We start from the raw sequence: 15162 nt of genomic DNA, 5'->3' as shown, positions 1-15162 counted from the left end.
CAGAACTGGGAAAAAGGCATCGTAGTCATTGCGCAGGGCCCTGCAGGATCATGTGCCCGGCGTCATCTTTGTTGACGGTGGTGACCGACCCGGCACGCGCCAGGATCGCCGGCACCCGCTCGCGGTAGAGGCGCAGCAGCAACTGCGGATCTTGCTGCTGGGTCAGGCCGACGATCGTCGCGGTGGCGGCCTGGGCGCGGGACAAGCGCTCGCTGGCTTCGGCCTGGGCCACCTGCACGGTGCGGTCGGCGGCCTGGGTGGCCTGCTGCAATTGGCGCGCAGCATCATTACGGGCTTTGGCGACCGCCTGCTCGGCTTGCTGACTGGCAGTGAGCACCGCGTTGAACGCGCTGACCGCCGACCACGGCAGCGAAGACTGGATGTCGACCCGCACCACCTCGATGCCCAGGCTGGCGCCAGCCGACTGCAACCGGGCCAGGCTGCCATTGATGCCTTGCTGCAGGTCACCGCGCAGCCGCTCGCGTTGATCGGCCAGACGGGCATCGCCACCGACCAGCTCCGGGCGTGCGACCAGGATGGCATCCATGTCGCGCGAGGCGCAGATCTGCACGGCGTTACGTTCCACCAGGCGGTCCAGCGCGGGTTGCACATGTTGCCCCTGGCGCGCGTAGGCGTAGGGGTCGCTCACCGTGTAGAACACTCGCACGTCCAACTGCACGGCCCCGGCATCGCCGGTCAGCAGATAGCCGGAACCTGCGGTGGCATCGCTGGCCAGGGTGCCGTCCTTGTCGGATTTCTGCGCAAGCGCCGAGCGCAGCAGCAACTCCACCTGGCGTTCGGTCACCCGCGCTGCCGAGGGCAACATCACCACTTGCTCGAAGGGCTCAGGCCAAGCCAGCAACAAGCCGGCATTCTGGATGCGCTCCTCGGCCCCCAGGCGCAAGACCACCGCACGGTTTTCCGGGCCTATCTGACGCACATTGCCAAACAGCCAGCCCAGCGCCGCCAACAATGCCACCACGTACAGCGCTATAAAGCCGATGCGCCCCGATTGCAGCCAGGGGCCGGCGGGCAGCCTGGCCGACAACGGCTCACGGCTGGCCATGGTCAGCCCCCGCTGGCAGCACAGGCCCCTCTACCAGGGCACGGAACGGCGCAGCGTCGGTGCGCAACACCAGCTTGGTGCCGGGGTTGATGACCGAGCCGAGGGTGTCGAGCGAGCGCAGCAAGGTGTACAGCTGCGGCGCACCGGCATAGGCCTTGCCGTAGATGTCCGCCGCCTGCACCTGCGATTGCGCCTGGATCTGCGCGGCTTTCACACCGGCATCGGCCTGCAGGATACGGGCATCACGCTCGGCCGCCGACTGGATCTCCGCCGCCTTGCGCTTGCCTTCGGCCGTGCGCTCGGTGGCGATGGTCTCGCGTTCGGCGCGCATGCGGTCAACGGTGGCTTCGAGGGTGACCTTGGGCAAGGTCAGGCGCTCGATGCCCACTTGCACCACCCGCACCCCATAGCTGTTGATCAGTTGCTGCTCAATCTGCTCACGCAGGCGTTGCTCGAAGCCGTCGATGCGTACCCGGCTGGCATCGACGTTGACCAGGTCGGCCAGCTCGAAACCGCTGGCCGTGGTTTCCAGGGCCGAGCCCACCAGGGTGCGGATCTGCCGCGCCGCCTCGTCGGGCTGGTTCTGCACCGCGCGCATGAACAGCTGGATGCTCTGCGGATCGGCCGCCACCTGCCAGGCGACATAGGCCTGGACGATGATGCGCAGGCCATCCCGCGTGCCGACATCCTGCAGCCCGCTTGAGGTGGTGCGCAAGCGCAGGTCGACCGGTACCGCGGCCTCGAACGGCACGGGCCAGCGCCAGTTGAGCCCGGGCTCGATCAGTACCCGTGACGGGTTGCCAAAGCGTGTGATGACGGTAGCTTCGCCGACACGAACCTGCACGAGGCAGGCCGTCGCGACCATGATCAGGACCAGCAGCAGCGCCACCCCGACACGCAGCCAGGCGGGACGGGCACGACCGTGATTATCGGCATGGTCGTGATTGTGGTCGTGGTCGTGTTCGTGTTCGTGGTCATGACCATGTGCAGTATGGGAACTCACGGGTTACGCTCCTGGGTACGGCCGGATGCGGGTTTTGATTGCGATGGGTCGATAGGCGCTGCAAAGCTGCGCAGGTCCAGAGTCGGCGCCTGGTTCGCCGCCAGCCGGTGATCGATGATCAGGCTGCTCGCCTGCGCCATGCCTTGGGACAGGCGCTCCAGGTACTGTTCGAGGATGAACGCCTGGCCTGCGTGCAGCCAGGCGGTGTGCTCGGCATCGAAGCGCAACGCGGCGGTGTCGGCCTTGGTCTGGGTTTCATGGGCGTCGGCGGTGGCCTTGTCGGTCAAAGACGTGGCGCTCTGGCGGGCTTCGTCAAGCTTCTGCGCGGCCTGCCCACGGTCACGGGCAACCAGCGCCTGGGCGGTGATCTGCGCAGCCTGCACGGCATGGTAGGCATTGGCTGCGCCGGCGGGCGGGTGGATCGCCTCCACCGAGGTCGCCAACAGCTCCACTCCGGTATCCATGCGGTCGAGGTCCGCCTGCACTGCACGTCCGATGTCACGGCCGAGCTCGGCACGTTCAGCGCCCAGCAGACCATCCAGCGAGCGGCCGGCGAAGTCATGGACCAGCACGCGATTGGCAACGCTGCGCAGCAGCTGCTCGACGTTGGCCGTGTGATAGGCCGCGGCCAAGGCGGCCGCGTCGCTCAGGCCGATGCGGTAGATGAAGCGCACATCCATGTTGACGATCTGGAACCCCTGACGCCCGCCATCGGCACCGGCAATCACTTGCGAGTTCTCGCTCAGGTGAGTGGCGTCCCACAGCCGGTTGGCGGTGGTCGGTGGGGCACCGTCGGCAGCTGCCAGCGGTTCGCTGATACCCTCGGCCGTGGTCGTTGCCAATTCATGGATGATGCTGTTGTCCACTGTCAGTACTTTGCCAAAGGGCCAGGGCAAACCGACATGCAGGCCTGGCGGGTACACCGACACGGGGTTGCCAAAGCGTTCGTAGACACCACGGTTGTTGGTCGGCACCTCGACAATGCCCGTCAGCAGCCAACCGACCAGCGCCACCAGCGCCGCCACCGGCAGGAACGCCCGCCGCATGAAGGCGAACGCCCATACCTGGCGCAGGTCGATGCCCAGGCGTTCATGCAGTTCGTCCTGCAGCACGGCCAATGGCCGCGGTGGCCATTGCAGGAAGTCGCCCGCCAGGCTGCGCGCCACCAACGCCGGCTCTTCATGTGGGCGCGAGGGGCGGAACATCGCCAATACTGCCCGGGCCAGCAGTTCGAGCGCTGCCAGGCCAGGTAACAGGCCGATCAGCACTGCCAGGCGGGCCGGCCACAGCCGCTCGCCATCAATACTGACCAGGCAGGCAATGGTCAGCACTTGCACGGCAATGACCAGCCGCAAGATGGCGGCAAGCGCCGCGGCCTCGGGCCAGGTCGCCTCGCTTTCAGCCATCAGGTGGCGCTCGAGCACGACCAGGCAAAACGCAAAAACGGCCAACAGGCCGATGGCAATCCACGTCACCTGCCCTGCCACCGACGCTGTCGGCAGGTCGAAGCGCCAAGCACCTTTGACCAGCAGCAGTGCCAGGCACGCCAGGCCAATGAGCAAGGGCGTTTCTGCGCCAAGCCTGCGCCATTGCCGCCGGCAGGCATCGGCGACCTGCCGGCACCAGCGATCGAAACGGCTGAGCGACCCAGGCTCGACGGTTTCTTCGCCAGCGCGTGAGAACAGCAACGGGACGGGCACCTGGCCCATGGCAATCGCACGCCAGCTGGCCACCTGCCAGGCCGACTGCGCGGCGCCCGCTAACAGGAGCAGCACGGCGCCGTTGACGGCGAGCAGGACCAGCCAGTAGGAGTCAGGGCTGAATATCCCGATCAGCCCTTGCAGCAGCGCCAGCAGCACAGCAACTGCCAGCGCCAGGTACATCAGCTGCTTCAGCTTGCGCGTATGGACCAGCGCATGGTGAAAACGGGGGTAACCATCGAGGTCGGCGGCCTCAGTGTCTAGATCGACTGTCATTAAGACTCCATGAAATACCAGGCTTCGCAAGTCATGAGCCGAACGAGCTGACGGCCACCGGCGACGAGCGGCGTAACGTTATAACGACAAACGTAAAAAATTTGTCGCAAAACGTAAAATTGGCATCTGGGCCTCAAGGTGTAGGTCGGAAGGCGCTGAAAACGGTGTGCCGATCACCTGCTGGCCTCCCCCAAGGAACCTGCTCAGACGCTACGCGTCACGCCACCATCGACCTTGATGTTTTGCCCAGTGATGTAACCAGCACCGTCGCTGGCCAGGAAGGCGATGGTGGCGGCGATCTCCTCGCTCGTGCCATAGCGCTTGAGCGGTACGCTGTCGCGGCGTTGCTCGGTGGCCGGCAGGCTGTCGATCCAGCCCGGGAGCACATTGTTCATGCGCACGTTGTCACCGGCGAACTGGTCGGCGAAGATCTTGGTAAAGGCCGCCAGGCCCGAGCGGAATACGGCCGATGTAGGGAACAAGTCAACCGGCTCGAACGCCCAGGCGGTGGAGATATTGATGATCACTCCACCCTTTTGCTTTTGCATGTAAGGCGTCACCAGCCGTGTCGGTCGAATGACATTGAGCAGGTAGGTGTCCATGCCCTTGTGCCAATCTTCGTCGCTGATCTCCAGGATCGGCGCGCGCGGGCCGTGGCCGGCGCTGTTGACCAGCACGTCGATGCGGCCCCATTGCTCGATCACGGCATCCACCAGGCGCTGCAGGTCCTCGACCGACTGGTTGCTACCGGTGACGCCGATGCCGCCCAGTTCGGCGGCAAGCACCTCGCCCTTGCCTGAAGAGGACAGGATGGCGACCTTGAAACCGTCAGCGGCCAGCCGACGTGCCGCAGCAGCGCCCATGCCGCTGCCACCGGCCGTTATGATTGCCACTTTTTCTACAGACATACTGCCTCCTTAGGTAATGGAACTGCGCTGTTGCAGGTTTCATCACACTAGCAGCCGGCAGCTGATCGAGGGAGTCAAGCAAAGCCTGCCTATCCAGTAGATTAACTATCGCCTACCTGGCTATTGAGCCACCCTCTGACAAGGCTAAGTGCTTCTGTCTCCTGCGCCTTGCGCGGCCATACCAAGTAGAACGCCTTGTCCAGCGTCAGTTGCTGTGCAAAGACCTGCTCAAGCCTGCCGGCAGCGATGTCGTTCTTGACGAAGGCATAGCTGGCGAGGGTAATGCCCTGCCCGCCAATGGCGGCGTCGATGGCCAGCGATGTCTGGTTGAAACGCACACTCTTCGCCGTCGGCTTCGGATGATCAGGGAAGAAGGCCGCCGTGAAGTGCGGCCAGAAGTTGTGCCCGTCGTGCAGGGCGACATAACGTTGCAAGGCCGCAAAGCTCTCTGGTTTGCCCATTTCAGCCAACAACGCCGGGCTCGCCACGGCGACGATCCGTTGCTCCATCAGCAGCTCGACGTTCAGCCCGCCCCCGAACGGTGGCTGACCGTAGCGCACGGCGATGTCGACGCCATCGGTATGGAAATGCGAGAGCCGGTCGGTGGCCAGCAGGCGCAGATCGATGTCAGGGTGGGTCTCGGCGAAGTGCCCAAGCCGTGGAATCAGCCACTTCGAGGCAAAGGTAGGCGTCACGCTGACGGTGAGCTGCGACGGCGCCGGGCGCAGCAGCCGGGTCGCCTCGTCGATCATCCCCAGGGCGCTGCGGATGCTCGTCGCATAGCCATGCCCGGCATCGGTCAGGCCAACACCCCGTGGCAGGCGCTCGAACAGGCGCACCTGCAGGCTGGCCTCCAGCCCACGCACCTGCTGGGCGACCGCCGCCTGGGTCACGCCAAGCTCCTCGGCGGCAAGGCGGAAGTTCAACTGACGCGCCACCACTTCGAACACACGCAGCGCATTGAGTGACGGCAACCCGGGGAAACCAGCAGGCATGGGAATGGATTTTCTATCGGCCAAGGTCTCCCGAGGCTACCGCCATCACCTCGGGTTTGGAAGCAGTGCCAGTCGATGATCCATCGCAAAAGCCCCGACTAGGGGTATTCTGCCCCCGTGGCTGGGTTCAGGGTTTGCTGCGCCAATACAGGGTGACCGCCACCACATCCACGGCTAGCACGATCGCCACAACGAGGAACATGAAGTAGTGGTCCTCCACGAGCATTGGCGTATCCCCTGTCTGGTCGCTTTTCAGCATTGCGAGCAATTCCTGTTCCAATGCCGCTCAAAGGGAGAAACGAATGTTTTCATCTGAACGGCTGAAGGGTCTCGACGTGTTCGTCGCCGTCGCTGACCTGGGCAGCTTCACTGCCGCAGCCGAACGGCTGAACCTCACAGGATCTGCAGTGAGCAAGAGTGTGGCGCGCCTCGAGGAACGCCTTGGGGTGCGGCTGTTCAACCGCACCACCCGCACCCTGGCGCTGAGCGAGGCAGGTATCACCTTTTACCGCACCTGTACCTCGGTACTGGCCGACCTGGAGCAGGTAGAGCATGCGCTCAGCGCCGAGGGCGACGAGCCTCACGGCAGGGTGCGGATAGACCTGCCGGCCTCGTACGGCCGGTTGCATGTGCTACCGCTGATCCTGGCTTTCATCCATCAGCATCCGCTGCTGCAACCGCACATCTCGTTTACCGACCGCTTTATCGACCCGCTGCATGAAGGCATCGACATCGTCGTGCGCATCGGCGGCCCGGATGCCTGGCCAGCCAGCCTGGGTCACGAGTTTTTTGGCGCCCAGCGCCTGATCTTCTGTGCCTCACCCGCCTACCTTGAACAGCACGGCACCCCGCAAAGCGAACGTGACCTCGATCAGCATCACTGTGTCGGCTATGGGCACGGCGATGGCCTGGTCAGCCCATGGTTCTTCAAAGGCCGCCAGCCGGGAGAAATGGAGCGGCGTACGCCGCAGGCGCGTATCGCCGTCGGCGATGGCGAGGGCGAAGTGACCGCTGTGCTCGCTGGGCATGGCATCGGCCAGCTACCGACCTGGCTGACCCAGCAGCACATCGACCAGGGCACACTGGTCGAAGTGCTGCCTGAGCTGGCAACGGACGGCCTGCCCATGAACCTGGTCTGGCTGAAAAGCCGTGAGAACCAGCCCAAGGTCCGCGCCCTGTTGGACTACTTGCTGCCACGGCTGACGCCCCACGGCAGCCGGCCCGGCGGCAGCTGACTGCCCTGCCCTAACGCTCAGGCGCGAGGTTGCGAACGGCCAACGCCAGGAGCAGCGCGAGCACCGCAACGGCGGCCGCCACATAGCCGAGGTAGCCGATGCCCAGGTTCGACACGGTCATGCCGCCGACGATGGCGCCGGTGCCAATGCCGGCATTGGCCGCCGAGACATTGCTCGTGCCCGCCAGCGCCTGTGCGTGGGTGACCGAACGCATGACCCGCACCTGGCTGACCGGGTAAAGCGCTGTATTGGCGATACCCCACAGCCCAAGCGCAACACAGAACAGCCAGCCATCTTCAGCCAGCGGAACGGCCGCTGCCATGCCCAGGGCAAGCAGCGCGAGAAAGCCGATGGTGGCTTTGATTGGCGAATGGTCCACGGCCCTGCCGCCAATCCAGTTACCCACCAGGCCAATCGCGCCAAAGCCCATCATCCACCAGCCAACATCGGCCGGAGCCACGCCCGCGACACGCTCGAGGATGTCGGCCAGGTAGGTGTAGGCGATGAACATGGCGCTGAACACCACCACCGAAAGCAGCACATTGGCCAGGAAGCATGGCTCCTTGAAAATCCGTGCCTGCTTGAGGAAATCAACCTTGGTCGTGCGCGCCAAGCTCGGCATGTAGACCCACATGGCCGCAGCCATGATCAACGACAGCCCGGCGAGCAGCCAGAAAGCCCCTCTCCAGCCGATCGCATTGGCCGCCACAGTACCCAGCGGAATGCCCAGCAGCATGGCCGCCGAGATTCCGAGGTAGACCCTTGAAATAGCCTGCCCCGCCCGCTGCGGCCCGGCCAGTTGCCCGGCGGTGTCGCTGGCCGTGCCCCAGAACACCGGCAAGGCCAAGGCAGGCACCACGCGGGCCACGGCGAGCAGCCAGACGTTACTCGAAGCGGCAGCGACGGCGTTGGCGGCGGCGAATAGCAGCAAGATCCCGATGAACAGTTTTTTCCGCTCCAGATGCGACAGCGCCGCCGTCAGGGGCGGACCAAAAACCATCACGGTGAAGGCAAACAGCGTCACCAGTTGCCCGGCAACGGCAATCGAAATGTTCAGGTCCCGAGCCAGCGCGGGAAGCAGCCCGACGATCAGAAATTCGGTGGTGACGATGAGAAAGGCGGAAAAGGCCAGGATCGCGATGCTGACTGCTGCGTTTCTGGAAGTGGAAGCAACCTGTACGGTTGATTCGTGAGCGGACATTAGGAGGCTCCTGTTGATGGCCCCCCAGTCTATTCATTCCGCTAAAGACAATTATTGGCCAATTCTCATATGACAATGGAACTAAATTCACCAATACTTTCAACTTCTTCACGCTCACCGGGTTTTATCGGCCACGGATACCGCAGTCGAGTTCCGGGCCCGCAGGATGAAGCTCCCGAGGTACAATGCTCGACCCACGCTGCACTTCAGAGACAGACAATGAACCGCCAGAAGAAACTCAAACAGCTGCTCAAGGCCCACCAGAAAAAGGCCAATGCCAAGCTGGCGCCCAAGAGCAACAAGCCAAAGTACATCAGCAAGGCCGACCGGCAGAAGCTTGAAGCTGACGCGGCAGTTGTACAGTCTGCTTCAAACACACCGGCGACCCAGGCAATCTCCTGAGCCCCGGCAGGCTCGATCAACGCTGCATCTGCGATATTTCATCAAGAAAAGTCTAATCATTTTCGTGAATTCCTTTTCATGACGGCGGGATTGATCGTCTACGCAGTTGCTGGTCCAGCCACATACCCTCCCCATGCCGCATTGAGCACATGCCTCGTCACGTCCCTCCCCGTCAGTGACGATTAAAAAATCTTAATATCTCTCAGGTATTTGCCGCCCACTGGCCTGTTGCTTGCGACGGGCACTGCCATTGACCTGTAAGCCAACTGAACCATACTGGCTCACGTCGCGACACCTGCCCTTCCCAGCCCCTGACGATAGAGACCTGATCATGGCCCGCCTGTTCACCCCGTCGCCAGGCCTGCGTAACGCCGCGCCCAATCGCTGGGACTGGATCCTGCTGCCGCTGGTGCTGGTATTGCTGGTGCTCGCCGCCTATGGCGCCATGCAGATGAGCCGTCCGTTCGTGGTCGGCGAGGCGCTGCCGATTTCCCTCGACCCGGCCAACCTGCCCTACTACCTGCTGCGCACCATGCTGCGGATGTTCACCGCGCTGGGCTTCTCGCTGCTGTTCGCCTTCCTCTTCGCCGCGCTGGCGGCCAAGTACCGCGCCGCCGAGAAGGCCATGATCCCGCTGCTGGACGTGCTGCAGTCGGTGCCCATCCTGGGCTTTCAGGCCATTGCCATCGCGCCTTTCATCGCACTCTTTCCAGGCAACCTGCTGGGCGTGGAATGCGCGGCGATCTTCGCCATCTTCACCTCCCAGGCGTGGAACATGGCGCTGAGCCTGTACCAGTCGTTCCGCACCGTGCCGCCGGAACTGAACGAGGCCGCGCGGATCTTCCGCCTCTCGGCCTGGCAGCGCTTCTGGCGCCTGGAGCTGCCGTTCGCCATGCCCGGCCTGCTGTGGAACATGATGATGTCGATGTCCGGCGGCTGGTTCTTCCTGGTTGCCGCCGAGGCCATCTCGGTGGCCGGGCAGGATATCAAGCTGCCCGGTATCGGCTCCTACATCGCCGTGGCCATCGACCAACGCAACCTCGGCGCCATCGGCTGGGCCGTCGGCGCGATGCTCACTGGCATCGTGCTCTACGACCAGTTGTTCTTCCGTCCGCTGCTGGCCTGGGCCGACCGTTTCCGCTTCGAAGACACCCAGGGCGATACCGCGCAGCGCTCCTGGCTGCTCGACTGGGGGCGCCGCAGCCGTTGGCTGAGCGGCTTCAGCGCGTTGTTGGCGAAGGGGTTCCAGAGCGCCATGGGCTGGTTCGCTCAACGCCACGACGGCACCGTGGCGCGGCGCCAGTGGCTGCGCCTGCCCGCCTGGTGGTCACGCGCCTGGGACGCGGCCCTGGTGCTGGTCTGCGCCTTCGCCTTCATCCGTCTGGGGCTGTTCGTGCACCAGGACGTCGGCTGGGGCGAGGCCCTGCACGTGCTCGGCCTGGGCCTGATCACCCTGTGCCGGGTGATGCTGCTGATCGCCCTCGCCTCGCTGGTGTGGGTGCCGCTGTCGATCTGGATCGGCCTGCGGCCCCGCTACTCGCAGAAGGTCCAGGCGCTGGCGCAATTTCTTGCCGCCTTCCCGGTTAACCTGCTGTTCCCGCTGGTGGTCCTGGTGCTGGTGCACTTCCAGCTCAGCCCGAACATCTGGCTCAGCCCGCTGATGGTCTTCGGCACCCAGTGGTACATCCTGTTCAACGTGGTCGCAGGTGCCGCGGCCATTCCCTACGAACTGCGCCTGGCCGCCGACAACCTCGGCCTGCGCGGCTGGCTGAAATGGAAACGCGTATACCTGCCGGCGGTGTTCCCCAGCTTCATCACCGGCGCCATCACCGCCAGCGGCGGCTCGTGGAACGCCAGCATCGTCGCCGAATACGTCAGCTGGGGCGACACCTCGCTGGTTGCCAACGGCCTGGGCAGCTACATCAAGCAGATGACCGACGCTGGTGATTTCCACCGCATCGCCCTAGGGATCGGCGTGATGTGCATCTACGTGATGCTGGTAAACCGCGTGTTCTGGCGCCGTCTGTACCTGCTTGCCGAAAACCTTCGCTGAGGACTTGCCATGAAACCATCGCTGATCGAGCTCAAGAGCGTGAGCAAGGCCTTCCAGGCTTCCGACGGCACCCCGCGCACCGTCCTCGAAGGCGTCGACCTGAACCTGCGCGAGCGTGAGATCGTCGCCCTGCTCGGGCGCTCCGGTTCGGGCAAGTCGACCCTGTTGCGGATCATCGCCGGCCTGGTCGGCGCCGACCGCGGCACCGTCACCTACCGCGGCCAGCCGATCCACGGCCCGGTAGGCGGCGTGGCCATGGTCTTCCAGTCGTTCGCACTGTTCCCCTGGCTGACCGTGCAGCAGAACGTCGAGCTAGGCCTGGAGGCCCAGGGCATGAACCCGGCCGAACGCCAGCGCTTGGCCGACACGGCGCTGGAGCTGATCGGCCTGTCCGGTTTCGGTGGCGCCCTGCCGCGCGAACTTTCCGGCGGCATGCGTCAGCGCGTGGGCATTGCCCGCGCCCTGGTGATGAACCCCGAAGTGCTGCTGATGGACGAGGCTTTCTCGGCGCTCGACGTACTCACCGGCGAAACCCTGCGCAACGACATGCTCGAACTCTGGGAAGAACGCCGCATCACCACCCGCAGCATTCTGGTGGTGTCGCACAACATCGAGGAGACGGTGATGATGGCCGACCGCATCCTCATCCTCTCCAGCGACCCGGGCCGGGTGCGCTCGGAACTGCACATCGACCTGCCCCGCCCGCGCAATGCCGACTCAGCGGAAGTCCGCGCACTGATCGACGACGTTTACGCGCTCATGACCCAGGGCCCCGAAGCCATCGCCGCCGCCGGTGCACCACCGGCTGTGGAGCTGGGCTACCGACTGCCCGACGCCGACATCGCACGGATGGAAAGCGTGCTCGAACTCATCGCCGGCGAGCCCTTCAACGGCGAGGCCGACCTGCCGCACCTGGCCGAGGAAACCGCGCTGCCCGACGAGGTGCTGTTCCCGATCTACGAGGCCCTCGGCCTGCTTGGCTTTGCCCAGGTGATCGAGGGCGATATCCGCCTTACACGCCAGGGCCGCAACTACGTGACGGCCCGCCAGGCAAGGCGCCAGGACTTGTTCGCGCGCCAGTGCAAGGGGCGCGTGTCGCTGATCAGCTACATCCTCGACAGCCTCCACCTGGAGCCCGCCGGCCTGCTGGAAAAGACCGTGCTCGACCGCCTGACGGAGTACATGGACGCAGAGGAAGCCGAGCGCGTACTCAAGGTGGCGATCGAGTGGGGGCGCTATGCCGAACTCTATGAGTACGACTTTCATACGCGCCGCCTGACCCTAGCGCGGGAGATCACCGGCGAACACTGATTGCGGCGTTCAGGCGTGTGCGCTCAGACCGGCGAGCCGTTGCCACGCAGCAACGCATCGAACCGCTCCGGGTCAGCCGTGCCCAGGCGATTGCTGGTGCGAATACCCTCCTCACGGTCCAGATGCACCAAGGTCCGGGGCAACAGTGCAACTGCTGCACATCAGAGTTACGGCCTGTCAAAGCCGTGTCGCTGATGAGCAGCGACAGGCCGAGACTAAAGCCCTTGGCAGAGCAACCACAACGGAAAATATGCGGGAAGAGTATCTTTGGGGAATGGACTACAAGAAAGGCGCAAAATCTGATTTTTTTTAAACGGTCTGTATAATCCCGCGGCGTTGACCGCACCCCGTGCGGTAGCCGAAGGACCGGCGCCCTGACTCGCGCCTGGTCGTTCGATCAAAGCCAATCGATAAGGAAATCCCATGCGTCAAATCAAACTCGTGCTCGCAGCATTGCCCTTCTGTGTACTGGCCGGCTGCGGCAACGATGCCCTGGAAGGCACCTATGAACAGACCACCACGGTGATGGGCATCCAGGGCCCAAAACAGAAAGTCGAGTTCGCCAAGGACTACATCATTGCCAACGGCAACAAGTTCAAGGTCGAGGAGTGGGAGCGCAAGGATGATGAGGTCGTCGCGCGCGACAAGGATGGCCAGGCACTGATCAATGTGCGCGTACTGGACGGCGGCAAGCGTCTGGAAGCCATTGGCGGCAGCAACATGGCCAAGAATGTGTTCGTGCGGGTGGACTGACCGACCACGGTCACCCAACGCCAAGTCTTCGCGGGTGACCGCGCTGTCGCTGTAGTCATTACCCAGAGGCGCCTCGATCCCTTGTGAAAGGTTGAGGCGCCCTGCCCGCCTGATGCACGCTGCTCCGATGAATGCTCACGCATTGCCCGCTGGATCAGTGGCAGTCAGCGTGGCGTGAACGTTCAGCTCTTCGGCGATGAACGCCGATATCATGGCCCGGTAGACCTGCTCCACCACCGCAGGCGAAGCGCCCGCCTCGCCTGCCATTACTCGCACCTTCTCGATGACTTGCTCGACCCGCGCCGGCGCGCGTACGTCATCGGTGGTTTTCTTGAAGCGCGCGGCCTGCGCCACGAGCTTGCCGCGTTGAGTGAGCAATGAAACGAGGCTTCGATCGATGACATCGATGCGCTGCCGGACTTCATCCAGTGAGGTGCACGTTACTTCCATTTTTTTTAATTCCTTTTCATGGGCCGAGAAAGCGGCCGGTCGTAGATGGCTGCTTCCGACCCATAGCTGCCCTTCGGGGAAGACAGCTATCGGCCAATAGCGGCCGTTCTGGAATGGCAGGAAACGACCGATAACGGCCTTCGATACGCGACTTTCGCCCGCCAGCGGCTCGATTGTAAGAATATGGCGGAGAGCTGCAAAACCGCCTACGCTTATAGAATGATTCCTCGAACGCCTTGCCCATCTGGTGGTATAGAGCCGAGAGATCTGACTTCCTTTGACCGTCCGCTTAACACCCACCCGGACCAACCCGCGCCTATCGCCAGCAACTGCCCCCTGAGTCCGGTCCACACGACCAGCAGTACGGCGCAACGGGTAAAAGCCAGACCCAGCCCCCCCACTGCCGTTCAAAAGCGACCGATGCCGCAGCACCTCTGGAAACGGGGGCGCTGTTCACGTTCTGCCATGAGGTCAATCCGTATGTATCGGCCGAGCACGATTCCTTACCAGAAGCATCGAGGGTTCAGCCGAACCTTCACTCAGGGGCATTTGAGCCTTGGATTATTCTTTCCCATGGAGGCGTTCGACGGGGACACTCCGAGCATGCTCAACCAGGTCACACTGGCTAAACAAGCCGAGGCGCTGGGCTTCTGCGCGCTCTGGTTTCGCGACGTGCCGCTTCGCGACCCTGGCTTCGGCGATGTCGGCCAAGTCTTCGACCCCTGGGTTTACCTGGGTTATATGGCCGCCCATACCTCGGAGATTGCACTTGGCACCGCCTCCATCGCCATCCCGCTGCACCATCCCCTGCACACGGCCAAGGCGTCAGCCAGCGTAGATCAGTTGAGCACTGGTCGCTTGATTCTGGGGGTTGCTTCGGGAGATCGGCCAGTGGAGTTTTCGGCGTTTGGCGTCGATCCAGAAAGGCGTGGAGAGATCTTTCGAGAACACTACGAAGTGATTCGCCGCGCCCACAGCACCAGTTTTGAGCCCATCCACTGGAGCACTGGTGAAATGCAAGGCGCAGACCTGATTCCGAAACCGACCACCCAATTCATTCCAATGCTCGTGACCGGCAACAGTCGCCAGTCACTGGATTGGATCGCGCGTGAGAGCAACGGATGGATCAACTATCCACGCATTCCGAACATGCAGCGGCTGGTCGTGGAAGATTGGCGACTGGAGGTCACGAAACAATGTGGTTCTGTGTATAAGCCCTTTACTCAGTCGCTGTACATCGATCTCGATGAGAATCCGTCAACGCCACCCACACGTATCCATTTGGGGTTCAGACTTGGACGTTACCAGCTACGTTTTTTGCTGGAGTCGCTTGAGGAAATCGGCGTGGACCACGTCATTCTCAATCTCAAATACGGCAAGCGCCCTGCGGTGGAAGTTATTGAGGAATTGGGTACGCACATCGTTGCGCAGTTCGGAGTGCAGCCGCGTCAGGCAGCTCATTGAACATCGGTCACTGCTACGCCGACGAATGCTCACTTGACGAAACCATAAGGTGTCACGGCGCGGATGACCTCCGGTTCTATATCAATGATGGAGATCTTCGCGCCATGAGCGACCGGTGCCCGGCAAACAATCTACCCTACCCAGCCTAAACCCGTGATGAGCACGTTGCCTTGCAGATTCTGTGCGGCTTCCACGCCGTCCCTGGACACGATTTGCGCGCGTATCCTTTCACTTATACCGAGCGCGCAAGCATGGCATGAACCCTGGACACGGCACTTTAGCCATGACATTTATCTTCAATACAAGTGTTTTGATTGATCACCGCCCGGAACAGCAGCAGGCCCA

13 protein-coding genes and 1 pseudogene are annotated in these 15162 nt (G+C 63.1%); 6 read left to right on the top strand and 8 right to left on the bottom strand.

The window, feature by feature from the left end:
• Positions 1-25: 25 nt before the first annotated feature.
• From hflK (BGP85_RS04040) to BGP85_RS04020, 5 genes are all read right to left on the bottom strand, one after another.
• Positions 26-1066, bottom strand: coding sequence for a protease modulator HflK (gene hflK / locus BGP85_RS04040; RefSeq protein WP_103447565.1), 1041 nt, complete (start codon positions 1064-1066; stop codon positions 26-28).
• Positions 1053-2069: a protease modulator HflC gene (gene hflC, locus BGP85_RS04035; protein WP_103447566.1), complete on the bottom strand. Its 1017-nt coding sequence runs from the start codon at positions 2067-2069 to the stop codon at positions 1053-1055. The genes hflK (BGP85_RS04040) and hflC overlap by 14 nt, the downstream gene beginning before the upstream one ends.
• Positions 2066-4045 (bottom strand): protease modulator HflK, encoded by a 1980-nt coding sequence (gene hflK / locus BGP85_RS04030; protein ID WP_103447567.1) that lies wholly within the window; start codon positions 4043-4045, stop codon positions 2066-2068. Before hflK (BGP85_RS04030) ends, hflC begins: the two co-directional genes overlap by 4 nt.
• Positions 4046-4248: 203 nt before the next feature.
• Entirely contained in the window at positions 4249-4953 is a 705-nt protein-coding gene (locus BGP85_RS04025; protein ID WP_103447568.1) for an SDR family oxidoreductase, read from the bottom strand.
• 101 nt (positions 4954-5054) lie between these two features.
• Positions 5055-5948, bottom strand: a complete 894-nt coding sequence (locus BGP85_RS04020; protein WP_103447569.1) for a LysR substrate-binding domain-containing protein — start codon at positions 5946-5948, stop codon at positions 5055-5057.
• A 302-nt stretch (positions 5949-6250) separates the two neighbouring features.
• On the opposite strand from BGP85_RS04020, the gene BGP85_RS04015 reads away from it, so the two are divergent.
• Positions 6251-7183 carry a LysR family transcriptional regulator gene (locus BGP85_RS04015; RefSeq protein ID WP_103447570.1) on the top strand — a complete coding sequence of 311 codons (933 nt, stop codon included), beginning with the start codon at positions 6251-6253 and terminating at the stop codon, positions 7181-7183.
• Between the two features lie 10 nt (positions 7184-7193).
• On the opposite strand, the gene BGP85_RS04010 is transcribed toward BGP85_RS04015, so the two are convergent.
• The gene (locus tag BGP85_RS04010) at positions 7194-8384 is read right to left on the bottom strand and encodes an MFS transporter (RefSeq protein WP_103447571.1); all 1191 of its coding nucleotides are present in this window, start codon (positions 8382-8384) and stop codon (positions 7194-7196) included.
• Between the two features lie 219 nt (positions 8385-8603).
• On the opposite strand from BGP85_RS04010, the gene BGP85_RS04005 reads away from it, so the two are divergent.
• The 4 genes from BGP85_RS04005 (at position 8604) to BGP85_RS03985 (ending at position 12903) form a co-directional block, all read left to right on the top strand.
• Entirely contained in the window at positions 8604-8786 is a 183-nt protein-coding gene (locus BGP85_RS04005; protein WP_103447572.1) for a DUF2986 domain-containing protein, read from the top strand.
• A 331-nt stretch (positions 8787-9117) separates the two neighbouring features.
• Positions 9118-10839, top strand: a complete 1722-nt coding sequence (locus BGP85_RS04000) for an ABC transporter permease (protein WP_103447573.1) — start codon at positions 9118-9120, stop codon at positions 10837-10839.
• Between the two features lie 9 nt (positions 10840-10848).
• The gene (locus BGP85_RS03995; protein ID WP_103447574.1) at positions 10849-12150 is read left to right on the top strand and encodes an ABC transporter ATP-binding protein; all 1302 of its coding nucleotides are present in this window, start codon (positions 10849-10851) and stop codon (positions 12148-12150) included.
• A 423-nt stretch (positions 12151-12573) separates the two neighbouring features.
• Positions 12574-12903, top strand: a complete 330-nt coding sequence (locus BGP85_RS03985) for a hypothetical protein (RefSeq protein WP_103447575.1) — start codon at positions 12574-12576, stop codon at positions 12901-12903.
• Between the two features lie 135 nt (positions 12904-13038).
• Here the strand turns inward: BGP85_RS03985 and BGP85_RS03980 are convergent, their stop codons facing one another.
• A complete protein-coding gene (locus tag BGP85_RS03980; RefSeq protein WP_103447576.1) occupies positions 13039-13353 on the bottom strand; it encodes a chorismate mutase in 315 nt (104 codons plus the stop codon).
• 480 nt (positions 13354-13833) lie between these two features.
• On the opposite strand from BGP85_RS03980, the gene BGP85_RS03975 reads away from it, so the two are divergent.
• Positions 13834-14817, top strand: coding sequence for an LLM class oxidoreductase (locus BGP85_RS03975; RefSeq protein WP_103447577.1), 984 nt, complete (start codon positions 13834-13836; stop codon positions 14815-14817).
• A 38-nt stretch (positions 14818-14855) separates the two neighbouring features.
• Here the strand turns inward: BGP85_RS03975 and BGP85_RS29125 are convergent.
• Positions 14856-15038, bottom strand: a pseudogene (locus BGP85_RS29125) (monovalent cation:proton antiporter-2 (CPA2) family protein); the annotation flags it as partial.
• Positions 15039-15162: the final 124 nt, after the last annotated feature.

This window comes from Pseudomonas putida, assembly GCF_002906855.1.
Lineage (GTDB): Bacteria > Pseudomonadota > Gammaproteobacteria > Pseudomonadales > Pseudomonadaceae > Aquipseudomonas > Aquipseudomonas putida_N.
The sequence above is the reverse complement of the archived record's forward strand: the minus strand, read 5'-3'. Positions and strand labels throughout refer to the sequence as shown.